Raw genomic sequence first — 23,359 nt, 5'->3', positions numbered from 1 at the left:
TCCTTCAAAACAGCCTCCCAATAATCCACAAGAACGGGCGGGCAAGCGCGTCAAAGATGCGTCCGAGAGGGCCTGCGGGACAGGCTGCGGCGGGAGCGGCGGAAAGTGCGTCCGCCTGTGCAGTGTCTTCGTCCTTCCGGACAGGGGCGGAAGCATCCAGCTCCAGCCGGATCTCGTCTTCCGGTGCGGCTTCGGAGGAAGACATTTCGCCGGGCTGCCCCTCATCCGTTTCGGGGGTGAGTTCAGAGCCTTCCGCAGGGGCGGTTTCGGGCGTCTCTTGTGCGTCAGGACTGTTCTGTTTCTGCTCCATGGCTTCGCTGTCTTTATCCATAACGTGCTCCTGAGGCTGTGGGGAAGGAAAGTTTGAATGTCAATGGGTTGAAGTATCCCAGAATATAAAGGGGGGCGCAAGTCTCCCAGCCCCTTCTGGGGCAAAAAACAGAGACAGGAGCGCACCTTAGGGCCGGGCGGGAAGATAGAACGCCTTCCAGCTCCAGGCGGGGAGGCTGAATGAGGTCCCGGCGGTCTGCCCGGTGCGCGCGTCAATGCGCGAAGGCCCGTTCCACGCCGCAAAGGCTGGCTCCAGCTGCACGGGCTGCGGCGAAACGTTGCCGAAGACGGCGAGGAACTTCCCGGAAGGCAGGCGTGAGAGCAGCGCGATGACGGAGTCTCCCGCATCGGGAACGTCCATGAGTGTGCCGCAGGCTATCCCGGAGGCCTCGCGCAATTCAAGAATGCCTTTCAGGCGGACATCCGGCGGGACTGTGCCGGAAAGTCTGGCCGCCTCTTCTGAAAGCGCACGTCCTGCGGGCAGGCCCTGGCGGGTAACCGGGCCGGAATCCAGAATCCAGGACGGGGGGACGGCGGGAAGACTGTGCCCTTCAGGGATACTGACGGAGAGATCGGAGCCTGAGAGCATGAGCAGGCCCGGCTGGAGAGCATTCAGGGCTATCTGGAGTTCGTGGATGTCAAGAAGTGCGGGGAGTTGTTCCGGGGACGGATTCTGAGCCGGCGCAAGCCCGCAGACCACGGCAGCCAGGGTAGGCGCGTTGAGTCTGAGCCGTCCCTTGTGGACGAGCAGGGATACCCAGTCCGGAGGCAGGGGAAGAGTGTCCGGCGCGGGCATACCGTCCCGCGGGCCGTGCCACAGACCTGTGTGGTTCACCTTCAGCGCGAGCGAGCGGCGCAGAGCCTTGCGCAGCGGCGCAGCATTTTCCTGCAGGAGTGAAAGCGAGAGCGCCGGTTCCATGAAGGGATCGCGTACAGCGTCCGCGCCGCAGGATTGGAGCAGAGGTACGGCTTCCTGCGGAAAAACGTCTTCCACCATAACGGCTGCGCCGTAATGATGGATATGCCGCGCCAGATCACGCAGAGCGGAACCGGCAGGTTCCAGACTCGTGTCCTTCGAGTCTGTCAGGGATGCGGCTTCAAGTCCTGCCCACGCATTCAGACGCAGCCCCAGAAGCAGGCTGTGACGCAGTCCGGCTTCCAGGATGGCTCCGGCTTCCATGATCCGCCGGGCCGTGCCTGACGGGTCGTCCCAGTGAAGGACGGGGCGGTCAAGCGAAAAATGCCAGCGGCAGGCCCAGCGTCTTGTCTTGCCGTCCGAACCCACGACCTTGCCGCTGACCATCCAGCCGCTGCGGTCAGGAAAGTGCAGTTCCCCTGCCAGAATATCGGGAAGGATGCCGCGCTGGCGGAGTGTGCGCAGAAGCGCCGCATCGATCGCCGACCAGTCTTCATCGGCCGTGACGGGGAGCAGTGCCCATGCCTCCCTGGGGATTTCTATAAGGGTGAACAGGCCCGGATAGTCACGCACATTTCGCAGGGCCAGAGAAAAATCAGGCCCTGCTCCAAGAGCTGCCGGAAGAAGCTGCCCGCCCGTCAAAAGGCCGGCCTGAGCCAGCGTTTCCCCAAGGGTTTCATATTCCTTTTCCGTGCCGGAGACGTGGCCAAAACCGAGACTGATGGCGTCCTGCCCCAGCTCTTCGGCGGGGGTGCGCCCTTTCCATTCGTCGCCGGTTTCGGCGGTGCCGGTGAAGAAGATTCCGCGTATGCCGAGGGCAGCAAGGCGGGAAGGCAGCCCCTCGCGGGTGAGGCGGGAGAAGAAGGAGCCGCCGGACCAGGCTGTGGTCACGGGAGAGACGCGGAGCCAGACGCGGGCGTTTTCGGGCAGCGGCTGTTCGGTGCCGCTTTTCATCCAGCCGAGCTGCGAACCGCTGACGATGGCCGTGAGTTCCCGGCTGCGGAAGGCGCAGGACTGCTTTTCCATCCATTGAACGTACATGGGTCCGGCTCGTCTTTCGACGGCTTCGTTGACATGGGGATCGGGCCTGGAAAAGCACCCCGCCGCAAGGAAGGCGGCCAGGAGTGCGGTAAGGCGTGCGAGGAAAAGCGGAAATCGTGCCATAAAAATATCCAGGAATCATTATTGATAACGCTTGCCCTTCCCATAAGGAAAGGATACAAGCGGGGCAGAGACGCAAGCGCGTCACATTTTCTCACAAAGGAGCGTATCATGGAAGAGCAGGTTCTCAAAGCGATGAAAGAGGCGGGCAAACCCGTGCGTCCCGGCGATATTGCCAAGACTCTCGGCGTGGATCCCAAGGAAGTTTCCAAGGCGGTTGCCGAACTTAAGAAGGCGGGCAAGATACATTCTCCCAAGCGCTGCTTCTATGAGCCTGTGGCGGAATAGTTTTTCAGAAGTCCGAAACGTTTTTCCCCTGTCCTGAACGCGAAGCGGAGCCGGCATCGGTTCCGCTTTTGTCAATGTTGGGGGCGCACTTCACTCTGGAGGGCGGGCAGAAGCTTTTTCAGAATGGCGGACTTCATGGCGGCGGCGTCGAGGGGTTCACCCGAAAAGTGTTCAAGAGCCAGGATGGCCTGATGGATGAGCATGCCCAGCCCGTTCACGGCAAGGTGGCCGCGGCGGGCAGCCTCGTGCAGCAGAGCCGTGCAGAGCGGGCGGTAGATCACATCACAGACCGGGGCGGTTTTCGGGAGGGCGTCCAGAAAGCTGAAGTCCGCAAAGTCCGCGTTCACGCCTTCCATGCCCAGAGGCGTACAGTTGATGAAGAGATCCGCGGATCGGAGCACCTGGGCGAGCGTGTCCGGTGCCATGTCCGTCACGGAAATGTCCGGCGCATTTTCGGTGAGGGCCGCGGCCTTTTCCGGAGTGCGGCAGCACACGGTGACGTGTTCTGCTCCCGTGCGGGCCAGTTTCAGAACCACGGAGCGGGCGGCTCCTCCTGCGCCGAACACGGCAGCACGGCGGCCTTCAGGGGTGATGCCTTCATCCAGAAGCGAGCGCAGAAAGCCTTCGCCATCGGTGTTGAAGCCGTGGAACGCGCCGTCGCGGATGACCACGGTATTGACGGATCGGTAGAGGCGGGCGTCCTCGGAAAGAGTGTCCATGAGGGGAACAAGATCAGTCTTGTGGGGCATGGTGGCGTTGAAGCCGGCCAGTCCCGAAGCCGCGGCCCCGGGCAGCCATGCCGCTACGGTTCCGCCGGGGACGTGGATGCGCCCGTAGGTGCAGCGCCAGCCCAGTTCGTCGAGCATGGCCTGCTGAATGAGCGGGGAGAGGCTGTGGGCCACGGGATCGCCGATGACGGCCAGGGTCTTTCCATCGAGCAGGTTTTGCATGGTATCTCCTTGCGCGGTCAGCGGGCGGCCCGGCGATAGTGCCGGAGTATTTGCAGCACCCCCCGCCTGAGGCGTTTGTTCATGCGTCTGTCATTGCGGATGGTGACGTCTGCGCAGGCACGGTACAGGGCGATGCGGCTGCGGTAGAGTTCAAGCAAGCGCGTGCGGTCGTCCTGCACCAGCGGACGGTCGCTGAGCGAGGCCGACTTCAGGATCAGGGACGGATGCCGGTCGATGAAGAAGACCATGCCGTTTTTCTTCAGGGCGTCCATGTTTTCCCGGCGCAGGATGACGCCCCCGCCCGTGGAGATGACCACGCCGCTTTGGGTTGCGGCTTCGCGGACGCAGGCGGATTCCATGTCTCGGAAAGCGGCTTCGCCGTCCTCGGCAAAGATGTCGGAAATGGCGCGGCCGTCCCGCTCCACTACCATGGCGTCCGTGTCAAAGAGCGGCATACGCAGTCTGCGGGCAAGGCGTTTGCCCAGGCTGGACTTGCCGCTTCCGGGCATACCGATGAGCACGATGTTCTTCATGCGAGTACTCCGGGGACGCCGCTCACAGCCAGCGCGGCGGCGGCTTCCACAACGGGGACGGCCCGCGGCAGGATGCAGGGGTCATGCCGTCCGGCGATGATGAGCTTTGCGGCTTCCCCGCTGCGCATATCCACAGTGTCCTGTTCGCGGGAGATGGAGGGCGTGGGCTTGATGGCCACGGTGAAGACGATGGGCATACCGTTGGCGATGCCGCCGTTGATGCCGCCGTTATGGTTGGTGCGCGTGGCTGGGGGATTGCCGGGGACAAAGGCGTCGTTGGCCTCGCTGCCGCGCAGTGCGGCGAAGCCGAAGCCCAGGCCGAAGGCCAGCCCCTTTACGGCGGGGACGGCGAAGAGATGGCGCGCCAGACAGGTTTCGAGGTTTTCGTCAAAGTCGGGCCCGCCCGTTCCGGCGGGCATACCGAGAATGACGCCTTCCAGCAGCCCGCCCACGGAGTCGCCGTCGGCGCGGGCTGCGAGTATGGCCTGCCGCATGGATTCTCCTCGGGCGTCATCGAGCACGGGGAAGGACTTTTTCCCTGCGGCGCGCAGGGCTTCGCGGTCGGGCTGCGCGAAATCCAGGGCGCGGTCATCGATGCCCGCCGCCTGGCGTATGTGCGCGAAGATTTCTATGCCCTTCTGCCGCAGCGCAAGTTTGGCAACGGCTCCGGCAAAGACCAGAGGTGCGGTGAGCCGTCCGGAGAAGTGCCCGCCGCCGCGGTAGTCTTCAAAACCCTGATAGCGGAGATGCGCCGCGTAGTCGGCATGGCCCGGCCGGGCCAGCCAGCGCGTGGCCGTGTAGTCGCGGGAGCGGGTATCGGTGTTCTCGATGATGCCGCAGAGAGGCGTTCCGCAGGCACGGCCTTCAAAGACGCCGCTGACGATGCGCACGGCGTCCTTTTCCTTGCGGGCCGTGGCGAGAGGGGAGCCGCCAGGAGCGCGGCGGGCCATTTCCGCGGCGATGAAGTCCATGTCGATTTCGAGGCCGGGAGGCACGTCCTGAAGCACGATGCCGATGGCCGGGCCGTGGGATTCGCCGAACAGGCTGTAGCGCATTATCCTTTTCCTTTTTCCAGCCCCATTTTCGTCTGAAGGGCTATTTTTCTGGCTTCTTCGTGGATATGGGCCAGAACATCGCTGTCCTGCCACCACCACTGGGCCTTGCGCAGGATGAGATCCACATCGCCCGCGGCGGCCAGAGACAGAAGATTGCGGTAGCGGCGTATCATGGTCTGACTGTGGGGATTGGCCTCGAACAGCCAGGTGAACAGCGCCCCGTCGTCCATGAGCTGCTTTTCCGTGGCGTTCATGCGCCGCATAAACGAGGGCGTGATGTAGGGCAGAAGTTCGGGGTCTTCCGCGGTCATGGCAAAGTAGACGGCGCTCGTGATGAAGTTCACGCCCTGAATTCTGGCTTCGGCCATGTCGTGGTCCCGGGCCGTGGCGCGGAAGGTCAGGCAGCCGAAGCCCTGGAACAGGGACTCCACAAGGCGAACGTCGTCTTCTGCGGCGTGCCTGCCCGGAACGATGGTGACGCGCAGTTCCAGTCCTTCGGCCTGTACCGGGCCGAAGAGGGGGTGCGTACCCACTACGGGCCCGTCCCAGTGCTCTTCCATGCTCTGCATGGGCAGTTCCTTGACCGAGGTGATGTCTGCAAGGATGGTGTCCGGTGCCATGTGCGGCTTCAGGATGTCCACCAGTTCGGGGATGGCCGTGGCCGGGACGCAGAGCAGAACCACCCGCGCCTTGCGGCAGGCGGCCGCCGTTTCTTCGTCCGTGTAGGGGCGATCCAGTCCCACGGGTTCCAGGTCTTCCGCGGCCCGGAAGCGTTCCATGAGCATGGCGCCCATGCGTCCCCTGCACCCGGCAACGACGATGCGGTTCATCGCAGGGCGCTCCAGACGTTCCAGAATTCGGGAAAGGACTTGCTCACCACCGCGGGGTCGTCCACGGTGATGTCATTGCCGGGCGCCAGCCCCAGCAGTGCCGCGGACATGGCCATGCGGTGGTCGTTTTGCACGGGGAACACCGTGCCCGCTGGTACAATGGGGGCGGCGGGGCCGACACCGTGGACGGTGAGCGTGTCCTGCGTCTCTTCGGCACGGATTCCGGCCTTTTCCAGGATGGCGGCGCAGGCGGAGATGCGGTCGCATTCCTTGATGCGCAGGTGGGCGATGCCGGTAATGCGGGTGAACCCTTCCGCAAAAGCCGCGGTGACGGCTGCCGTGGGGACAAGATCGGGGCAGTCGCCCATGTCCACCTCGATGCCGTGCAGGGCGGACGGGGCAACGAGGATGCCGTCCGGCCGGACGCTGCACTCGGCGCCCATGCTGCGCAGAATGTCCAGAATGGCGCGGTCGCCCTGGAGCGAGTCGGGGCGCAGACCCGTGACCAGAACGGATTCCCTGCCCACGGCTCCGGCGGCGAGGAGGTACGAAGCCCCGGACCAGTCGCCTTCCACGGTGTATTCGCCGGGGCGATACGCCCCTGGCTCCACTTTGATACGCAGTTCGCCTGGGCGGACGCTGTCCAGAGTGCGCCAGGAGACGCACTGCCATTCTCCGTCCTTCTTTTCTTCCACACGGAAGGCGATCCCGTAGTCTTCGAGAACCTGAAGCGTCAGCCCCACATAGGGCCAGGAGACGACCTTGCTGCCCGTAAGCGTGACGCGCAGGGCAGAGGCGCAGAGCGGCGCGGCGAGGAGCAGACCGGAAAGGTACTGGCTGGAGGCGTCAACGCTCAGCTCAACATCGCCGCCGGAAAGTCCGTTTGTGCGCAGAACGAGCGGAGGGTAGCCGTCCGCACCTTCATATTCGATGTCTGCGCCGAGGGCGGAGAGTGCCCGGGTAAGCGCTCCGATGGGACGCTCGTGCATACGTGCCGCGCCGTGGATATGGAAGGCGCCCCGTCCAGCGGCAAGCACGGCGGTGAGCAGGCGGCAGGTTGTGCCCGATTCTCCCACATAGCAGTCCGCGGGGATGGAGACGCCGCCGCGGGGGCCCGGATCCATGCCCTTCACGCTCCAGTTCCCTCCTCCGAGATCGTCCAGACGCGCACCTGCGGCCTGGAGCACGTTTCGGGTACGCTCAAGGTCGGCGCTGGCAAGGACACGGCGGATCCTGGATTCTCCGCGGGCGAGCGCGGCTGCGATGAGCATACGGTGGGAAACGGATTTGGAGGAGGGAGCCTGAAGCGTGATCATGGATCAGAAGCCTGTGGTATTGGTGGAGGAATCGAGGAAAGGCCCCTCGGGGTAGCAGCCCAGTACGCGCACGGACGCGCACTGTTCACCAAGTTCCTGAAGCATGGCGGCCCAGCCGGGGTCGGACAGGTCGCATTCCACGTCCGTGAAGAACATGTACTTCCAGCAGGCGCCCCGCAGGGGACGGGATTCCAGCTTGGTCATGTTCACGTTGTGGCGGGTGAACAGGCCCGTGACGGCTGAGAGCGCACCCACCTTGTCGGAGAGCGTGAACAGCAGGGAGGACTTGATGTCCTTGCGTTCTTTGGCGGCGGGACTGGAGACCTCCCTGTCTCCCGGGGTGATGAGTACGAAGCGCGTCCAGTTGGCGCTTTCGTTCTCGATGTTGTCAGCCAGGTCGTTCAGTTCCAGCTTCTCACTGAGGCTGTGATGCCCGATGGCCGCGGCGTTAGGGGTCGAAGCGGCCAGGTTCGCGGCCGCGGCCGTGGATTCCACGGAGACGAGGCGGGCGTGCGGCAGATGATCCCGCAGCCACAGGGAACACTGTCCCAGCGGCTGGGGATGGGAATAGACGACGGACACGTCTTCCAGGCTTTTTTCCCGGCTCAGGAGACTGTTGGCGATGCGCGAATAGAATTCCGCCTGTATGCGCACCGGATATTGAGAGAAGAGGTCGAAGCTCTGGGCTATGGTTCCGTGTATGGAGTTTTCCAGAGGCACCACCCCCATGTCGCATTCGCCGGTGCAGACCTTGCGGAAGACTTCGTCGAAGTCACGGCAGGGCAGGAAGGTCATGGCCTTGCCCAGGTAGTCCACTCCGGCAAAGAAGGAGAAGGTTCCTTCAGGCCCCAGATAGGCCACGGTGCAGGGCTTCTGGAGTGCGCGGGAGGCGGATATGATTTCGCGCCAGATGGATACGATATGCCCGCCGGTGAGCGGGCCGGGGTTGCGTGCGACGAGGGATTCCAGAAGCTGCGCTTCACGCGCGGGATCGAAGACCTTTGCGCCGGGGATGTGAGCCTTGGCTTCTCCCACGGCCAGACTGAGCCTGGAACGGCGGTTCAGGAGTTCCAGAAGCTGGGAGTCCACTTCGTCGATCTGGCGGCGCAGCTCGGAAAGTCCCGTGATCTGCGGGGTATCGGCCATGATTACTTCTCCTGAATGTCTTCCTTGATGCGCATACCAAAATGGCGTCCGGCGTCATCAAGACGGCAGAGCACTCTGTCGCCGGGCTTGAGCGTCACTACGCTGACCGGCGTACCGTCGGGCGCGGTGAGGCGGATGGTCTCGGCGTTCTGCAGGAACACGGCTCCCGTCTTTTCGCCCACGCGGGCCTCGATGAGCAGCATGGGGCGCACTTCCACCTTCACGCGGCCGGCGACGGCCACGGTGGTTCCGCCCTGGCTGTCCACCACGAGCATTTCGCTTCCGGCCTTGACTTCCGCCAGGTAGGTCGTCCTGTCGCCCGGCAGGCGCACATAGGCGTGGACGGCTCCGGCGTTGACGCGGAAGGGACGGGCCGCCACATATTCATTATGCTCGGTCTCGGCGTGGACAAGGAAGGTGAAGGCGCTGGAATTGCCCACCAGCATACCCTGACCGCGGTGCAGCATGGACAGGGTGTCCACACAGACACGATGCCCCAGTCCGGCGGGTTCGATGCGGGTGACGACGGCTTCCTGAAGCTCTTCATGATCGCGGCTGAGCTTGCAGCGGGCCACGATTTCCTTGAGATCAGCGATGGCGGAAGGGAGAACCACAATGCTCTGCACACCCCGCTGGAGTATGCCGGAGGCCAGGACGGCCTCGTCGAGCGTCCCGGCTTCGGCGGCCACGTCAGCGCACTGGGCCAGCAGGTTTTCCACGGGGATGATTTCCCAGCCGCGGGCAAGCACCACCTGTTTCCCGGAGAGGAGCAGGTCGCGGATGTTCTCCTCATCGGCCTTGCAGGTCATGGACAGGGAGGGCATATCCTCTTCGGCCAGCACGGGCGTGCGTGACAGCTCCGCCACGGAAGACACATGGTCTGCGGTGACGATGACGCCGTCCACACCCGATTCCAGGGCGAGTGTCACGTCATTCTTGTTGAAGGGAACGCTTTTGAAATAGATTTTCATAGGCTCCGCCTCAGCGGTCTTCGCCAACGATTTCCATGGCGTCGTCCACAGAAGCGCCGCCGTGAACCATGGCTTTCAGCGCCTTCATGAGCAGGACGCGGCGGGGATGTTCGAAGACGTTGCGGCCGATGGACAGGCCGGCGCCGCCGGCTTCCAGGGAGTCATGCACCATCTGGAGCAGCTTGCGGGTGGAATCGATGCGTTCGCCGCCTGCGATGAGCACGGGGGCGCAGCAGCATTCGGTGACGCGGCGGAAGCTTTCAGGACTGCCGGTGTAGGAGACCTTGACGATGTCCGCGCCGAGTTCCGCGCCCACGCGGGCGCACTGAGCCACCACGTCAGGGGCGAAGCTGTCGCGGATGAGACCGCCGCGGCCGTAGAGCATCATGAGCAGAGGCATACCCCAGCGGTTGCAGTCATCGGCGATAGTGCCGGCGGTGTGGAGCATTTCGCGTTCGTTGACATCGCCGAGGTTCAGGTGCACGGACACGCAGTCCGCGCCGAGGCGTATGGCTTCTTCCACAGTGCCGGTGAGCACCTTGGTGTTGCCCGCGGGACAAAGTTCGGTAGAGGCCGTGATGTGCATGATGAGGCCGAGGGAATTGTTGACATCGGCGCAGCCGGAAGCACGGATGAGGCCCTTGTGCATGAGAACGGCGTCTGCCCCGCCTTCAGCCATGTCGTCCACAGCCTTGCGGATATTCACCAGCCCTGCGGGAGCGCCGATGGTCATGCCGTGATCCATGGGGACAACGATGGTGCGGTGATCGTTGGAATTGAAGATGCGGGACAGTCTCTTTTTGGTGCCGAGTTCCATGATACATTCCTTTTCTGCTGAAGGTGAAGGGCCGCCGCTGCCGGCGGTATAAAAAAGGCCGCCGGCTTGTTCCGCCTGCGGCCCGAGGATTGCGTTCGACGTTCGTCAGCAGTCCTTCCGGTCGCAGATCCCCGTAAAATAAAAGCAGAAGAAGCCGAAGGCGCTGAAGCGTACGGCTCTGACGGGGATAGCGGCGTAAAGGGCGTGCTGCATAACGTTGTTCCTTAAGTAGGTAGGGAAATTGTACCCCATGCGATGGAAGGCGTCAACAGGAAAATCGTCCCGCTCTTTCAGCACGGTGCTTTTTCTGCGGCAGCCTTCCGGCAAGGGTTATTGTTCTCCCATCATTGTTCGCCCATCATGGCCAGAGCCTCTTCAACCGTGGCGTTCTGATGCACCATGGCGCGCAGGGCCTTCAGCAGTTCCACGCGGCGGGGATGCTCGAAGACGTTGCGGCCCACGGACAGGCCCGCGCCGCCCGCCTGAAGCGAGCCGTAGACCATTTCCAGGAGTTTTTTTGTGGAGTCGAGCTTCGGCCCTCCGGCGATGAGCACGGGGACGCCGCAGTCTTCCACCACGTCGGCAAAGGTTTCCACGCTGCCGGTGTAGGGGACCTTCACGATGTCTGCGCCGACTTCCGCGCCCACGCGGGCGCAGTGCGCGATGTTGCGGGGATTGTAGCTGTCCACGTCGTGGCCGCGGGCGTAGACCATGATCATGAGCGGCATACCCCACAGACTGCACTGCTTGGCGATCATTCCGGCATCGGAGAGCATGAGGCTTTCGTCCTCATCGCCGAGGTTGACGTGTATGGATACGGCGTCGGCCCCAAGGCGCACGGCTTCCTCCACGTCGCCCACGAGCATCTTTTTGTTGGGGCGGCTGGAAAGGCTGGTGGAAGCCGAGATGTGCATGATGAAGCCCATGCGCATGTGCTCTTCGTAGTTAGCCTTGTGGATAAGTCCCTTGTGCAGGAGAACGGCGTCGGCACCGCCTTCATCCATGTCATTGATGGCCTTGGCCATGTCGCGCAGGCCGCGGGGCGCGCCGTCGGACATGCCGTGATCCATGGGCACGACGATGGCGCGTCCGGTTTTGGGATTGATGATGCGGTTGAATCGTCTGAGGGAACCGACTTCCATAATGTGAACCTCTCTTGCAGGCCTTCCGGGACTAAAAAAGCCGCCGGCTTCTGCCTGCGGCTTGATGTATGTCTGATGATGGTAAAAATCAGCAGAAGGTTCCGCAGGCGGGTACAGAGCAGGGATACCACCAGCCGAAGCTGCCGGTAAAGCTGAAGTACGCGGGGCGGAAGAAACGCTGCATGACGTGGTGTCCTTTTTTTGAGTTCCTAGCCTGTTTTACGGCGGCACGTCAACAAGTTTTTTGCATCTTCCGGCGTCATGCCGGAAGAGAGCCGCAAATTCGCTGCAGAAGAAGCGATGATGAGATGCCCGCCTGCGTTTTTCTTTAAAGGAAAGGAAGACTGCAAAGAAACAGTTGACAGATTTTTAACATGGCGCTATACAAAGAACGTCTCAAGAAGCCTTTTTGATGAGGAGAAACCGATGTTTACCATGTTCCGCACTTCCTGCTTCAACGGCTGGTGGTGGCGTATCTCTTCCAAGGGGGAGGATGCGGTCTCGGTGCATGGATAAACGCCGGATACAGTTCAAAGGAAATGCCGTTCCTCCCAGAGGAACGGCATTTTTTTACTTTCAAGAGAGGATGTTGTTTATGGAAGCTCAGACGTTGCCTATTCGTATAGGTCAGCATGTCCGCTGGCTCCCGGCGGACATGGATACGCCCATCAGTCTGTTCATGGGCATGGCTCAGGGCAAGACCGGCATTCTGCTGGAAAGCGCGGAAGTGGACGGGCGCTGGGGCAGGTACAGCGCGCTGGCCTGCGACATGGCGCTCATCCTGCGCTGCGCCGGAGGGAAGCTGGAATGCACCGTCAATGATGGACGGCTGGAAGGACTGAAGCGTTTCGACGGTATGCCCTTTGTGGAAGGGCTGCGTTCCGTGATGCGCAACCTCGAAGTCATGCCCGATCCTGCGGCGGCGGATCTTCCGCCCATGACGCGTTCCTTGTGCGGCTACTTCGGCTTCGGCATGGCGGGGCTGTTCAATCCCAAGCTGGAAGAGGTGCTGCGCCCGGAAGATGCGGAATGCATCCTCTGCCTGCCCGGTACGGTGATGCTCTTCGACCATGTGTATAACCGTCTGGCTCAGGTGAGCCTTGGGGAACACAAACCCGTGTTCGGCGGTCATGCGGCCATGTACGGCGAACTGGACGCCTGCGTCATTGATGAATCGCTGGTCGCCTCCTGCCCCGACGGACAGGGCTATCAGTCCATAGTGGAGCGCATCAAGGAAATGCTGCGCCAGGGCGAGGCCATTCAGGTTGTGCCTTCCGTGAATTTCAGCGCGCCCTTCAACGGTGATCCGCTGACCCTGTACCGGCGTATGCGCTGCAGCAACGCTTCCCCCTACATGTTCTTCATGCGTCTGCCGGGTGTGGCGCTGTTCGGTTCTTCGCCGGAAGTCATGGTCAAGTGCGACGGCGGCAAGCTCATCACCGCTCCCATCGCTGGCACACGGCGCCGCGGCCGCACCGAGGACGAGGATGAGGCTCTGGCCTCAGAGCTGCTCGCCGATCCCAAGGAACGGGCTGAACACATGATGCTTGTGGATCTGGGACGCAACGACCTCGGTCACGTCGCACGGCCCGGCACCGTGGAAGTGGAGCGGCTCATGACCGTGGAGCGCTTCTCCCATGTCATGCACATGACGAGCCGCGTCACGGCGGAGCTTCTGGAAGGGCTGGACGCCCTGGATGTGCTGGCCGCCACCTTCCCGGCGGGGACGGTGAGCGGAGCGCCCAAGCTGCGCGCCATGGAGATTATCGCCGAAATGGAGCAGCGCCCCCGCGGGCCGTATGCGGGCTGCGTCGGCTGGATAGGTCTGGACAAGGACAGCGTTCACCTCGATACCGGCATCACCATCCGCAGTATGTGGGTGCGCGGCGGCCGCCTGAACTGGCAGGCCGGAGGCGGTATCGTGTTTGATTCCAATCCTGCTCTGGAATGGAAGGAAGTTCGCAACAAATCGGCCATCATGCGCCTTGCCTGCTCTGCATCGGGAGATTCCTATGTTCCTGCTCATCGATAATTACGATTCGTTCACCTACAATCTGGCCCAGGCTTTCTGCAAACTGGGGCATCAGCCCCTTGTGGTGAAGAACGACGACCCGGGCCTTCTGGCTCTGGCCAATGATCCTTCCCTGCGCATGGTCTGTATTTCTCCTGGGCCGGGCCATCCCTCCAGGGCCGGTTACTGCCTCGACTTTCTCAAGCAGCTCAGCCCCAAGATCCCGGTACTCGGCGTCTGCCTCGGCCATCAGGTTCTCGGCCTGTATGCCGGTTCGGAAGTGGTGGTGGGGCCTGTCATCATGCACGGGAAGACTTCGGAGATCGTCCACGACGGCAAGGGTATCTACCGCGGCGTGCCCAATCCCATCACCGTGGGCCGCTATCACTCGCTGGTCGTGCAGATCGACGACAAGCACCCCAACCCGCTCATCCAGGTTACGGCTCGCGGGCCGCAGGGCGAAGTCATGTCCATGCGCTTCCGGGATCGCCCCTGGGTGGGGGTGCAGTTCCATCCCGAATCCATCCTGACGCCCGACGGTCTGCGCCTTCTGCGCAATTTCCCCGATGCCCTCATCAACGCGCCTCACGCCGCGCCCACCATCAGCCAGGTGCTGGAATCCGTGGCCCAGGGCAGTGACCTCACCGACGAACAGGCGGAAGTGGCCTTCGGTTCCATGCTTGACGGCTCCATGACCCCCGCTCAGGCGGGCGCGCTGCTCATGGGCCTGCGCATGAAGGGCGAAAAGGCCTCCGAGCTGGCGGCTGCCATCCGCATCATGCTGGCCCGCGCCGTGAAGGTGGAAGGCGTTCCGGAAAAATGCATCGACATCGTGGGCACGGGCGGTGACGGCAAGCATTCCTTCAACTGCTCCACCTCCGCCGCGCTCACCCTCGCCGGACTTGGCTACCGCGTACTCAAGCACGGCAACCGTGCTGTGTCCTCCACTTCCGGGGCCGCGGACGCCGTGGAAGGTCTCGGTCTGCCCCTGGAGAAGGATCCCGCCGCCATCATCGCCATGCTGAAGAAGCGGAATTTCGCCTTCCAGTTTGCGCCGTACTTCCATCCGGCCTTCGCCAACGTCGGCCCGGTGCGCAAGCAGCTCGGCATGCGCACGCTGTTCAACATGCTTGGCCCCATGATCAATCCTGGCTGCCCCGATCATCTCATGATGGGCGTGCCGCGTCCGGAGATGGTGGATCTCGTCGCCGACACGCTGCTTCTTCGCCCCATCCGCCATGTGGCCGTGTTCTGCGGCGCGGGCGGCTACGACGAACTGACCACGATGGGCCGGACGCGCATTGTGGAGATCCGCGACAAGGTCAAGCGGGACCTGATCTTCAATCCCGCCGACTACGGCTTCGAACCCTGCCGTCCCGAGGATGTGGAAGTCCACGACCGCGAGGAGGCCAGCGGTGTTCTCAAGGAGCTGCTGGCGGGCCGCGGGCCGAAGCCCATGCAGGACATGATGATCGTGAACGCCGCCTTTGCCATCTACATGCTGGAGGACAACAAGTCCCTGGCCGACTGCGTGGAGATCGCCCGCAAGGCTGTGGCTGAAGGTGTCGCCCAGAAGGTACTTGGCTGATGGAACTGGAGCGCTTTTATCAGGCGAAACAGGCGGAGATCGCCGCGCTGGAACGCATGGATGTGCCGGAACCCTGGCCGCTGCCCCGGCCCTCCTTCCTCCAGGCTCTGGAAGGGGGGCGCGGCGGGCCGCTGCCCGTGGTGGCGGAGTTCAAGCGGGCTTCCCCATCGCGGGGAAGCATCTGCGAGAACCTCGAACCCGAGGAAGCGGCGCGTGAATATATCGAAAACGGGGCCAGTGCGCTGTCCATATTGACGGAAGAGACGTACTTTCACGGACACCTTTCGTTCATCCGGCGCATTGCCGCCATGATGGAGACGGAGCGGGCGCTGGACGGCGACGGACTGGCGCACGGCAAGGAGATGGCCTTTCTGCCGTCCGTGCCCATGCTGCGCAAGGATTTCCTCTTTCATCCGGCGCAGATTGCGGCAACTCTGGCCACGCCCGCTTCGGCGCTCCTGCTCATCGTGCGCCTTACGCCGGACGCCCGCGTTCTGCGGGATCTGCGCGAACAGGCCGAACGGGGCGGCGTGCAGGCCGTGGTGGAGGTGTTCAGCGCCGGAGATCTGGCGCTGGCGCGGGAAAGCGGAGCACGCATCATCCAGGTGAACGCCCGTGACCTCGAGACCCTGAAGGTGGACAGGGAAGCCTGTCTGCGTTTTATCGGGGAACAGCCTCCCCGGGGAAACGAACGCTGGATCGCGGCCAGCGGCATGTCCTGCCGTGAAGATCTCGAAGCCGCGGCCGCAGCCGGCTACCACGCCGCGCTGGTCGGCTCCGCGCTCATGGAACACGGTACGCCCGGGGCGGATCTGCGCCGTCTGCTCCGGGGAAGGGGCGGGGAAGATGTGGATTAAGATCTGCGGAATGAGTGATCAGGCGGCCATCGACCGGGCCGCGGCTCTGGGCGTGGATTTCTGCGGCTTCGTCTCCTACGAGAAAAGCCCCCGCGACATAGACGCGGAACACGCCGCCCGTCTGGACACGCACGGCATGGCCCGCGTCGGCGTTTTCGTTCACGGGGACATAGACGAGATGAAGCGTTTTAAAGAGACGGCCCGTCTGGATTTCATCCAGCTTCACGGCGGTCAGAGCGTGGAACTCGCCCGCTCTTTTCCGGCGGAAGAGGTCATCCGCGTGCTTTGGCCTCCCAGGTACGAGACGGAGGAAGCGCTTCAGGCGGACATCGACCGCTTTGCCTCTTCCTGCGGCCGCTACCTGCTGGACGCGGGGCTGGGCAGCGGCATGACGCTGGACTGGACCGCGCTGGACACCCTGCATTTCCCCCATCCGTGGTTTCTCTCCGGCGGACTAGGCCCCCGGAACATCGGGCAGGCCCTTGCCGTGTGCCATCCCGACGGCGTGGATCTCAATTCGAAACTGGAGGACGCTCCGGGACACAAGTCCGCGGCTCTCATCGAAGACGCTGTGAAGGCCGTACGGAGTGCGTCATCACATCCGGGGCAAAGGCTCTGGACAAAAAGGAACATCCCATGAAAAAAGGATATTTTGGCGAATTTGGCGGCTGCTTCGTGCCGGAACTGCTCATGCCTCCGCTCATGGAACTGGAACAGGCCATGCGCGACATTCTGCCCACAAAGGCATTTCAGGAGGAACTGGACGATCTGCTGCATAATTACGCAGGGCGCGAGACCCCGCTGACCTTCTGCCCGACGCTGTCCGAAAAGCTCGGCTTTGAGCTGTGGCTGAAACGTGAAGACCTGCTGCACACGGGCGCGCACAAGATCAACAACACGCTGGGGCAGGCGCTTCTCGCCAAATACATGGGCAAGACCGCGCTGCTTGCGGAGACCGGAGCCGGGCAGCACGGCGTGGCTACCGCGGCCGCCGCCGCCCGTCTGCACCTCAAGTGTACCATCTACATGGGCGCGGAAGACGTGGAGCGCCAGTCCTCGAACGTACGCCGCATGCGCCTTCTTGGGGCCGAGGTCAAGCCCATCGAGAACGGTTCCCGCACGCTGAAGGACGCCATCAACGCCGCCCTGCGCGCCTGGATCTCCGAACAGGAGACCACGCACTACTGCTTCGGCACGGCGGCCGGGCCGTATCCCTTCCCTGATCTGGTGCGCGGCTTCCAGAGCGTCATCAGCCGCGAGGCCCGCGCCCAGATGCTGGAACGCACCGGCGCGCTGCCCGACTATGTGGTGGCAGCCGTGGGCGGCGGCTCCAACGCCATCGGCGCGTTCCACGCCTTCGTACCCGATGCGGGAGTGCAGCTCATCGGCGTGGAGGGCGGCGGCACGGGCGAACCTGACTGCCTGAACTCCTGCTCCATCAACCTGGGGCGTCCCGGCGTGCTGCACGGGGAATACACCATGCTGCTGCAGGACGAAGAGGGGCAGATTCTGCCGTCCGGTTCCATTTCCGCGGGGCTGGACTACCCTGGCGTCGGTCCGGAACACGCCTACCTGAACGCCATCGGGCGCGCTAGGTACGGTGTGGCCTATGACGGCGATGCTCTGGAGGCTTTTCAGGCACTCTGTCTCAACGAGGGCATCCTGCCCGCACTGGAATCCTCCCACGCCCTGGGCTATGTGCTGAAACACGCCGCGGAATTCAAGCCCGGCAGCCGTGTGCTGGTCAATCTTTCCGGCCGCGGAGACAAGGACATGGACATCATCGAACACGCGCTCGGCCTGAAGTGATCCGGCGTTCGCATCAAGGACAGAAGTATGCATATTCTCGAAGAAAAAATCCTGGCCGCCGGAAAAGCCGGCCGCACGGCCCTTATCCCGTTCATCACCGCGGGTTTTCCCGCGCTCGATTCCTTCTGGAACACCGTCCGTGAACTGGACGCCCACGGGGCGGACATCATCGAAATCGGCGTGCCGTTCTCCGACCCCGTGGCCGATGGCCCGGTGGTGGAAGCGGTTTCCCGCGAGGCGCTGGCCCGCGGCGTGACCCTTCGGGGTATCATGGATCTGCTCAGGGAACACAAGGGCGAGGTCAAGGCCGGACTGGTGCTCATGGGCTACCTGAATCCCTTCCTGCAATACGGACTGGAGCGCTTTGCCAGAGAGGCAGAAGAAGCCGGCGTCCACGGCTGCATCGTGCCCGACCTGCCCGTGGACGAGGCCGAAGAGCTGCGCGATGTGCTCAAGGCCCACGGTATCGCTCTTATCGCGCTGGTGGGTCCGAATACCAGCGAGGAGCGCATGAAGCTCTATGCTGAGGTTTCGCAGGGCTATGTGTATGTGGTTTCCGTCATGGGAACCACGGGTGAACGCGGAGCTCTGCCTCCCGAAGTGCCTGAAATCATTGAACGCACCCGCAGGGTCTTTTCCCTGCCCGTGGCGCTGGGCTTTGGCCTGAAGACGCCGGAACAGCTCGCTTCCCTGAAGGGACGCGTCCGTCCCGACGCAGCCGTTTTCGGGAGCGCCCTGCTCCATCACCTTTCGGAGGGCAAGTCCGCCGCGTCCTTCATGGAGGCGTGGACGAACTAGCCTCTTTTCAGCGTTCTTTGGACACGGGCGGCTTCTGCGGAGGCCGCCCGTTTTGCTTTCGGTTCCAGCCCGTGCCCTCGGAGACCGTGAAAGAAGACTCCTCATGACGAAGTGCACAAGGGGTATGTTCGGGGAGGAGGGAGAGGGCAGGGAAGGGAGAGAAGCTATCCTTCGCGGCGATCGTCAATGACCGGGAAAAATTCGAGATCGTCCTTGTGTTCTTCGGAGACAAAGAAGGAGCAGAGGCAGGCGCCGTGTTCGAGAATGTCCGCGTCACGGTAGCGGCAGGGGCAGACGATGTCCGCGTCCTGCTTGAGGTCGCTCGCTGCGAGGCGGCACGGGCAGCACATGTAGCCGTATTTTTCCCTGTTGAAGAGCAGGCTTTTCGCGGTTTCGAGGCAGTGGCTGCGGTCGGCATGGAGAAAGTAGCCCTTGCGTGCGGCGGCTTTTGCCATTTTTTCAAGCAGTTCTTCCGGCGACATGGGCCAGAGCCTCCTGCAAAAGCTGTTTGCGATAGCCCACGATCACCTTGCCGTTCGGCATGATGATGGTCGGGAACGAGCCGCGGGGATTATAGGTACGGACTTTTTCCATGAGGTCGGTGCGCTGCTGGCCCGCGTACTCGTCCAGAAAGATGGAGATGTAGGGAACGTGTTCCGCGTCCAGAAAGCTGCGGGTGTTCTTGCAGTGCGGGCAGGTGGTCAGCGAGTAGAGAATGGGCTTGTCCGAAATGGGGTTCATGCCCAGTTCGTACAGAGCCTGATCGCCCTGCAGTTCCTCCTCCGCCTGTTCGCTTTTCTCGGAGGGACGCTTCCTTTTGAGCAGAAGGACGGCGATGAGAACGCAGAGGGCCGCGCCGCCGAAAAACAGAATGCCGGTTTCAATCTCCATGACGGATTCCTTCAGAGGTAAGGGACACTTGCCCTGTCGTTTTCAGAGCTGAAAAACTATCCGTCCGATGTCGGGGAAATGTCAAGTGTTCTGCGGGGGCCCGAGGGAACGCGGCTGGTGTTTTCTGCGGGAAGGATGGAAGACGAAGCAGTGCTTTCGTTGCCGCGCAGCTTGCTAACAAGCAGAAAGGAAAGGCTGACGGCGTCTTTGCTTAAACCGGCATGGGCCGGGAGTCCCCCAAATTTTCACGGAGAGGACAGCAGGGAAGCGCTTCAGGGGCGTTGCGGAGCCTGTCAGTCAGAAACAGGAAAAGCACGAAGGGCAGAAAACTCGCTGCACTTCGTGCTTTTCTTCTGATGATTAAACGTTGGGGTCTCTTACTTCATAACTTTCTCCAGCAGGGACTGGCAGCTGTGTACAACATCATAGACGACATTGCCGCTGGAAAGGGCCTTGAAGTGTTTTCTTGCGCAGTCGATCTTGGAATTCTCAATCTCCCTCCGATCCTCGGGATTCGGGGAACCCTTTGTCTCTGCTACAAAATAGATATGCTTTACCTTGTCCTTATAAAAGGCAATGGCCCAGTCTGGATTGTAGCGTCCAACGGGTGTGGAAATGTAAAAACCGCCCGGTAGTTTGACGTAAACAGCAACTTCTGCCTTGGTATCAAGGTCGGTCGCAAAATCGCGTTCGGTGTTGGAGTCGTAGATGATATGGTCATAAAGGTGTTTCTGGGCTTTTTTCGCATTCTCACCCAGCTTGCCCTTTAGAGTCGGCTCGGTGAATATATCCATACCGTAATGTTCATCCAGAACATGATAGGTAATATGATTAATAATGGCTTTTGCCTTCTGGTCATTAATCAGAGCTGCCGCCTTCAGAATAAATTCCTCCGGATTGTCCTTAAACTGGTTAAAGGCTTCGGGGGTGATACCCTGAAGAATAGCAACGATGGCCTTTCTGGTCAGGCCGGTCTCATCCACCAGCTTTCCGATGAGGTCATACTTCACATGGGAATTTGCTGTGACGGTTACGCCGTGGCTTGTAGATTCCTTTTTGACAAAGGAATCGCCTGACAGAAGTTCCTCCTTGGAGTTGATGGATTCCATCGCTCCGGTCTCAACACGGAAATAAATTTTTGAAACATGCAGGTCGTTGCTGAGCGACTTAATAGAGTTGTGCACCAGCTCTTCCGTGTCAAAGTCCACAGCATACACTGACTTGGCATTGATACTGGACCAGAGTGACTTGAACTCCGGCATGGCCATCTTGTTCTTATCGATATGCAGCTCTACATTGTTGCTGCGGGCATTTTCCGGCTGCAGGCTGCGGGCATCGTAAATGGAGTCAACGATCGCTATGACGGACGCTGCGCAATCCGCAACCTCCTCCGCCACTTTAATCTCTCCATTGGCCTTGTCCTGATAGTATTTATCCGTCAGCATCCCCTTGCTGGTGATATAGTTGTTAATGAGCATGTGGTCGCGGATTACCTGAGCGGTATCCTTATCAATAACATGCTTGTTTCCTTTGTCATCCGTGATAACCCTGTCGGCAAACAGTTCAACGGTGACGGAACGCGGGCGGTCTGCAACGGCATCCGCCATTTCAGTCTGCAGGCCCTTTGCAAAGGAATCGTAGCTTTCGCTGGCGATAACCGTCAGGACATTGATAGTGTGTACCTCGTTTCCAACTGCGTTGGTATCCATGCGCTCGCCGTCCTGATTAACGCACAGGCGCAGGCCGCGGCCCACTTCCTGGCGCTTGCGGACATCGCTGGAGCTTTGCTTCAGGGTGCAGATCTGGAACACGTTGGGGTTATCCCAGCCTTCGCGCAAGGCAGAGTGCGAGAAGAGAAAACGCACCGGAGATTTCTTCGGATCACGGTCCAGAAGCAGCTCCTTGTTCTTCATGATTAATTCATAGGCGCTGACGTCATCGGAAGTCGTTTCTTTTCTGCCGACCTTACTGTTGATCATCTTACCCTTGCCGTCCACAGAGAAGTATCCGGCATGAGTCCTGGACACCTTGATGCTGTTCAGGTATTCAATGTAATCATCCTCCCCCAGGGCGAGCTGGAGGTGGCCGATAATATCGGCATACTCTTCCTCAAACATCACAGCGTACTTACCGTTTGCCGGTTGACCGGCAGCGTCGTACTCACGGTAATTGGCAACCTCATCGATGAAGAACAGGCTCAGGACCTTGATGCCCTTATGGAAGAGCTGACGCTCCTTCTGGATATGGGAGAGGATGGTCTCCCGGATCTGGAGCCGGCGGAGCTGATCCTCATCAACTTTTCCCAGGACGTCCCCGACAAAAATTTTGATACCGTTCAGGAACTCCACGGAATTATCACGGCCATCAATGGATTTCACCACAAAGCCGTTCTTGTATTCTTCCAGCCCGTTGGAGTAGTCATAGAGATTATCGCGAAGCTTGACCAACCTGCTCTTTTGCTTGATGCCTGCGGCTTGCTTTACGTCAAACTGCAGGGTTGCCGTGGGATCGCTTTGGGAAAGGTTGACGCTCTCCAGGTAAACATAGCTGTTGGCAGCGGTAGTTCCAGTTTCCGAGATTCCTTTAACAGCAATCTTTTTTACCAGGCGCTTGTTATAGGCGTCCATCGCATCCAGACGATAGACCATGTTATAGATGCTGTCGCTCTTGTGTGTGGCGGAATACCGCAGAGTAAGCAGTGGCTGAAACTCCTTGAGACGTTCCTTGGTCTGCTTGCCTTCAACAGACTGCGGCTCGTCGATAATCAGAATCGGATTCGTCTTCGCGATGATGTCGATTGGACGCCGGGAGCGGAACTCGTCCAGCTTCATGTATATTCGTCTGGCATCCTTGCCTTTGGCATTAAACGCCTGCGAATTGATGATCATGACGTTGATGGAGCTGTCAGAGGCAAAGCGGTCAATCTCGGAGAGCTGGGCTGAATTATAGATGAAGAAGCGGATTTTTTTGCCGTATTCCTCCGCAAAGTGCTCCTGCGTCACTTGAAAGGTCTTATAGACGCCTTCGCGGATAGCGATGCTCGGCACCACAATGATGAACTTGCTCCAGCCATAGTGCTTGTTCAGCTCATACATCGTCTTGATGTAGGTATAGGTCTTGCCGACGCCGGTTTCCATTTCAATCGTCAGATTGAAGCGGCCCTCCAGCTTTTCGGAAGGCTTGATCTGATGGGCGCGCTGGATCTGCTGAATATGCTCCAGAATCAACGCATCGGAAAGCTCCGGCACAATATGTTCGTTGCGCCAGCCGGTGAAGTTCTCATCGTCGGTAAGTTTTTGCAGACCGTATCCTTTGTCCATCATGTAGGTGGGCGTAAGGCGGGGCTGCCCGGCGAAGACATCAACAACGGCTTTTGCCGCGTCAGCCTGGAAATTCTGGTGTTTGAATTGCAGTTTCAATGGTCTTCACCTCCGATTCCCTCGTCAATCCATTCCTGAAGCTTGCCTTGAAGCATCTTCTTATCCGGTAGATACAAGCTGTATTCTGACGCAAAGATATTGCTGTTCTCCGGCAAGGTCATTTCAACCACAGCGTCATTCTTTTCTTTTTTAAGGTCAATCAAGACATAGCAAAATCTGCGTTCTTCCGGATTTTTGATCCGCATAAGCTGAAGATAATGAGACCAGGACAGCGTGAAAGGAAGAGGCTTGTCCGAAATCCGAAACAGCGTCTCGGATTTTTGCGCAACAAATTTCCGAAGCACTGTTTCGGAAATTCGATTCTGATAACAACGGTAAAACTTTCTTGTGTTTTCTAGGGTATCAACCGAGAATCCCTTGCAAAACTCCGCGTTCAGTGCATGAGAGAGAGGAGCGATGCCGGCGTTTTTTGAGGTCAAGCTGTAGTTGTCCATCTCCGTTCTCCCTCTAAAGCACCTTCACACGCTTGGCAATGTCCGCTGCGTCCTCAGGCATATGGAGCTTGAAAAT

The 23,359-nt window shown here is 60.7% G+C and carries 22 protein-coding genes; 7 read left to right on the top strand and 15 right to left on the bottom strand.

Annotated elements, in window-relative coordinates:
* Window positions 1-4: 4 nt before the first annotated feature.
* Window positions 5-331 carry a hypothetical protein gene (locus Q0Z94_RS06455; RefSeq protein ID WP_298068199.1) on the bottom strand — a complete coding sequence of 109 codons (327 nt, stop codon included), beginning with the start codon at window positions 329-331 and terminating at the stop codon, window positions 5-7.
* A 126-nt stretch (window positions 332-457) separates the two neighbouring features.
* Complete coding sequence (locus tag Q0Z94_RS06450) at window positions 458-2,410, bottom strand: hypothetical protein (RefSeq protein ID WP_298068198.1); 1,953 nt, start codon at window positions 2,408-2,410, stop codon at window positions 458-460.
* 108 nt (window positions 2,411-2,518) lie between these two features.
* Between Q0Z94_RS06450 and Q0Z94_RS06445 the strand changes: the two genes are divergently transcribed.
* Window positions 2,519-2,695, top strand: coding sequence for a MarR family transcriptional regulator (locus Q0Z94_RS06445; RefSeq protein WP_298068197.1), 177 nt, complete (start codon window positions 2,519-2,521; stop codon window positions 2,693-2,695).
* Window positions 2,696-2,766: 71 nt separating this feature from the next.
* Here Q0Z94_RS06445 and aroE read toward each other — a convergent pair whose 3' ends face one another.
* The 9 genes from aroE to Q0Z94_RS06400 form a co-directional block, all read right to left on the bottom strand.
* On the bottom strand, window positions 2,767-3,645 hold the full coding sequence (aroE, locus tag Q0Z94_RS06440; protein ID WP_298068196.1) for a shikimate dehydrogenase: 879 nt from the start codon (window positions 3,643-3,645) through the stop codon (window positions 2,767-2,769).
* 17 nt (window positions 3,646-3,662) lie between these two features.
* Complete coding sequence (locus Q0Z94_RS06435) at window positions 3,663-4,178, bottom strand: shikimate kinase (protein ID WP_298068195.1); 516 nt, start codon at window positions 4,176-4,178, stop codon at window positions 3,663-3,665.
* Entirely contained in the window at window positions 4,175-5,233 is a 1,059-nt protein-coding gene (gene aroC, locus Q0Z94_RS06430) for a chorismate synthase (RefSeq protein ID WP_298068194.1), read from the bottom strand. Before aroC ends, Q0Z94_RS06435 begins: the two co-directional genes overlap by 4 nt.
* The gene (locus Q0Z94_RS06425; RefSeq protein ID WP_298068193.1) at window positions 5,233-6,063 is read right to left on the bottom strand and encodes a prephenate dehydrogenase/arogenate dehydrogenase family protein; all 831 of its coding nucleotides are present in this window, start codon (window positions 6,061-6,063) and stop codon (window positions 5,233-5,235) included. The genes aroC and Q0Z94_RS06425 overlap by 1 nt, the downstream gene beginning before the upstream one ends.
* A complete protein-coding gene (aroA, locus tag Q0Z94_RS06420) occupies window positions 6,060-7,379 on the bottom strand; it encodes a 3-phosphoshikimate 1-carboxyvinyltransferase (protein WP_298068192.1) in 1,320 nt (439 codons plus the stop codon). Before aroA ends, Q0Z94_RS06425 begins: the two co-directional genes overlap by 4 nt.
* A gap of 3 nt (window positions 7,380-7,382) precedes the next feature.
* Window positions 7,383-8,525: a prephenate dehydratase gene (pheA, locus tag Q0Z94_RS06415; protein WP_298068191.1), complete on the bottom strand. Its 1,143-nt coding sequence runs from the start codon at window positions 8,523-8,525 to the stop codon at window positions 7,383-7,385.
* 2 nt (window positions 8,526-8,527) lie between these two features.
* Complete coding sequence (locus tag Q0Z94_RS06410) at window positions 8,528-9,496, bottom strand: 3-dehydroquinate synthase II family protein (protein WP_298068190.1); 969 nt, start codon at window positions 9,494-9,496, stop codon at window positions 8,528-8,530.
* A 10-nt stretch (window positions 9,497-9,506) separates the two neighbouring features.
* Window positions 9,507-10,313, bottom strand: a complete 807-nt coding sequence (locus tag Q0Z94_RS06405) for a 2-amino-3,7-dideoxy-D-threo-hept-6-ulosonate synthase (protein ID WP_298068189.1) — start codon at window positions 10,311-10,313, stop codon at window positions 9,507-9,509.
* Between the two features lie 344 nt (window positions 10,314-10,657).
* Entirely contained in the window at window positions 10,658-11,455 is a 798-nt protein-coding gene (locus tag Q0Z94_RS06400) for a 2-amino-3,7-dideoxy-D-threo-hept-6-ulosonate synthase (protein WP_298068188.1), read from the bottom strand.
* Between the two features lie 595 nt (window positions 11,456-12,050).
* Here Q0Z94_RS06400 and Q0Z94_RS06395 point away from each other — a divergent pair.
* Genes Q0Z94_RS06395 through trpA form a run of 6 tightly spaced genes read left to right on the top strand, consistent with a single transcriptional unit; the run spans window position 12,051 to window position 18,518 of the window.
* Window positions 12,051-13,487 (top strand): anthranilate synthase component I family protein, encoded by a 1,437-nt coding sequence (locus Q0Z94_RS06395; protein ID WP_298068187.1) that lies wholly within the window; start codon window positions 12,051-12,053, stop codon window positions 13,485-13,487.
* Window positions 13,468-15,054, top strand: coding sequence for an anthranilate phosphoribosyltransferase (gene trpD, locus Q0Z94_RS06390; protein ID WP_298068186.1), 1,587 nt, complete (start codon window positions 13,468-13,470; stop codon window positions 15,052-15,054). Before Q0Z94_RS06395 ends, trpD begins: the two co-directional genes overlap by 20 nt.
* A complete protein-coding gene (locus Q0Z94_RS06385; protein WP_298068185.1) occupies window positions 15,054-15,911 on the top strand; it encodes an indole-3-glycerol-phosphate synthase in 858 nt (285 codons plus the stop codon). Before trpD ends, Q0Z94_RS06385 begins: the two co-directional genes overlap by 1 nt.
* Window positions 15,901-16,551 carry a phosphoribosylanthranilate isomerase gene (locus tag Q0Z94_RS06380; RefSeq protein ID WP_298068184.1) on the top strand — a complete coding sequence of 217 codons (651 nt, stop codon included), beginning with the start codon at window positions 15,901-15,903 and terminating at the stop codon, window positions 16,549-16,551. Before Q0Z94_RS06385 ends, Q0Z94_RS06380 begins: the two co-directional genes overlap by 11 nt.
* Complete coding sequence (gene trpB, locus Q0Z94_RS06375; protein WP_298068183.1) at window positions 16,548-17,720, top strand: tryptophan synthase subunit beta; 1,173 nt, start codon at window positions 16,548-16,550, stop codon at window positions 17,718-17,720. Before Q0Z94_RS06380 ends, trpB begins: the two co-directional genes overlap by 4 nt.
* A 27-nt stretch (window positions 17,721-17,747) precedes the next feature.
* On the top strand, window positions 17,748-18,518 hold the full coding sequence (trpA, locus tag Q0Z94_RS06370) for a tryptophan synthase subunit alpha (protein WP_298068182.1): 771 nt from the start codon (window positions 17,748-17,750) through the stop codon (window positions 18,516-18,518).
* A 164-nt stretch (window positions 18,519-18,682) separates the two neighbouring features.
* On the opposite strand, the gene Q0Z94_RS06365 is transcribed toward trpA, so the two are convergent.
* The 4 genes from Q0Z94_RS06365 to Q0Z94_RS06350 all read right to left on the bottom strand — a co-directional run bounded on the left by Q0Z94_RS06365 (window position 18,683) and on the right by Q0Z94_RS06350 (window position 23,283).
* A complete protein-coding gene (locus Q0Z94_RS06365; RefSeq protein WP_298068181.1) occupies window positions 18,683-19,000 on the bottom strand; it encodes a ferredoxin-thioredoxin reductase catalytic domain-containing protein in 318 nt (105 codons plus the stop codon).
* Complete coding sequence (locus Q0Z94_RS06360) at window positions 18,978-19,409, bottom strand: glutaredoxin family protein (RefSeq protein WP_298068180.1); 432 nt, start codon at window positions 19,407-19,409, stop codon at window positions 18,978-18,980. The genes Q0Z94_RS06365 and Q0Z94_RS06360 overlap by 23 nt, the downstream gene beginning before the upstream one ends.
* A gap of 377 nt (window positions 19,410-19,786) precedes the next feature.
* Window positions 19,787-22,828 carry a DEAD/DEAH box helicase family protein gene (locus Q0Z94_RS06355; RefSeq protein ID WP_298068179.1) on the bottom strand — a complete coding sequence of 1,014 codons (3,042 nt, stop codon included), beginning with the start codon at window positions 22,826-22,828 and terminating at the stop codon, window positions 19,787-19,789.
* Window positions 22,825-23,283, bottom strand: coding sequence for a DUF1016 N-terminal domain-containing protein (locus Q0Z94_RS06350; protein WP_298068178.1), 459 nt, complete (start codon window positions 23,281-23,283; stop codon window positions 22,825-22,827). Before Q0Z94_RS06350 ends, Q0Z94_RS06355 begins: the two co-directional genes overlap by 4 nt.
* Window positions 23,284-23,359 lie beyond the last annotated feature (76 nt).

Origin of the sequence: uncultured Mailhella sp., from assembly GCF_947631555.1 — a bacterium.
Classification (GTDB): domain Bacteria; phylum Desulfobacterota; class Desulfovibrionia; order Desulfovibrionales; family Desulfovibrionaceae; genus Mailhella.
The sequence above is the reverse complement of the archived record's forward strand: the minus strand, read 5'-3'. Positions and strand labels throughout refer to the sequence as shown.

Bases quoted from the DNA above. Each gene is read 5' to 3' on its own strand.
- aroA (WP_298068192.1), bottom strand. From the start codon at position 7,379: ATGATCACGCTTCAGGCTCCCTCCTCCAAATCCGTTTCCCACCGTATG.
- Q0Z94_RS06445 (WP_298068197.1), top strand. From the start codon at position 2,519: ATGGAAGAGCAGGTTCTCAAAGCGATGAAAGAGGCGGGCAAACCCGTG.
- Q0Z94_RS06435 (WP_298068195.1), bottom strand. From the start codon at position 4,178: ATGAAGAACATCGTGCTCATCGGTATGCCCGGAAGCGGCAAGTCCAGC.
- Q0Z94_RS06360 (WP_298068180.1), bottom strand. From the start codon at position 19,409: ATGGAGATTGAAACCGGCATTCTGTTTTTCGGCGGCGCGGCCCTCTGC.
- Q0Z94_RS06400 (WP_298068188.1), bottom strand. From the start codon at position 11,455: ATGGAAGTCGGTTCCCTCAGACGATTCAACCGCATCATCAATCCCAAA.
- Q0Z94_RS06385 (WP_298068185.1), top strand. From the start codon at position 15,054: ATGGAACTGGAGCGCTTTTATCAGGCGAAACAGGCGGAGATCGCCGCG.
- trpA (WP_298068182.1), top strand. From the start codon at position 17,748: ATGCATATTCTCGAAGAAAAAATCCTGGCCGCCGGAAAAGCCGGCCGC.
- Q0Z94_RS06365 (WP_298068181.1), bottom strand. From the start codon at position 19,000: ATGTCGCCGGAAGAACTGCTTGAAAAAATGGCAAAAGCCGCCGCACGC.
- Q0Z94_RS06425 (WP_298068193.1), bottom strand. From the start codon at position 6,063: ATGAACCGCATCGTCGTTGCCGGGTGCAGGGGACGCATGGGCGCCATG.
- Q0Z94_RS06455 (WP_298068199.1), bottom strand. From the start codon at position 331: ATGGATAAAGACAGCGAAGCCATGGAGCAGAAACAGAACAGTCCTGAC.
- aroC (WP_298068194.1), bottom strand. From the start codon at position 5,233: ATGCGCTACAGCCTGTTCGGCGAATCCCACGGCCCGGCCATCGGCATC.
- trpB (WP_298068183.1), top strand. From the start codon at position 16,548: ATGAAAAAAGGATATTTTGGCGAATTTGGCGGCTGCTTCGTGCCGGAA.
- pheA (WP_298068191.1), bottom strand. From the start codon at position 8,525: ATGGCCGATACCCCGCAGATCACGGGACTTTCCGAGCTGCGCCGCCAG.
- Q0Z94_RS06405 (WP_298068189.1), bottom strand. From the start codon at position 10,313: ATGGAACTCGGCACCAAAAAGAGACTGTCCCGCATCTTCAATTCCAAC.
- Q0Z94_RS06410 (WP_298068190.1), bottom strand. From the start codon at position 9,496: ATGAAAATCTATTTCAAAAGCGTTCCCTTCAACAAGAATGACGTGACA.
- Q0Z94_RS06350 (WP_298068178.1), bottom strand. From the start codon at position 23,283: ATGGACAACTACAGCTTGACCTCAAAAAACGCCGGCATCGCTCCTCTC.
- Q0Z94_RS06380 (WP_298068184.1), top strand. From the start codon at position 15,901: ATGTGGATTAAGATCTGCGGAATGAGTGATCAGGCGGCCATCGACCGG.
- trpD (WP_298068186.1), top strand. From the start codon at position 13,468: ATGTTCCTGCTCATCGATAATTACGATTCGTTCACCTACAATCTGGCC.
- Q0Z94_RS06395 (WP_298068187.1), top strand. From the start codon at position 12,051: ATGGAAGCTCAGACGTTGCCTATTCGTATAGGTCAGCATGTCCGCTGG.
- Q0Z94_RS06450 (WP_298068198.1), bottom strand. From the start codon at position 2,410: ATGGCACGATTTCCGCTTTTCCTCGCACGCCTTACCGCACTCCTGGCC.
- aroE (WP_298068196.1), bottom strand. From the start codon at position 3,645: ATGCAAAACCTGCTCGATGGAAAGACCCTGGCCGTCATCGGCGATCCC.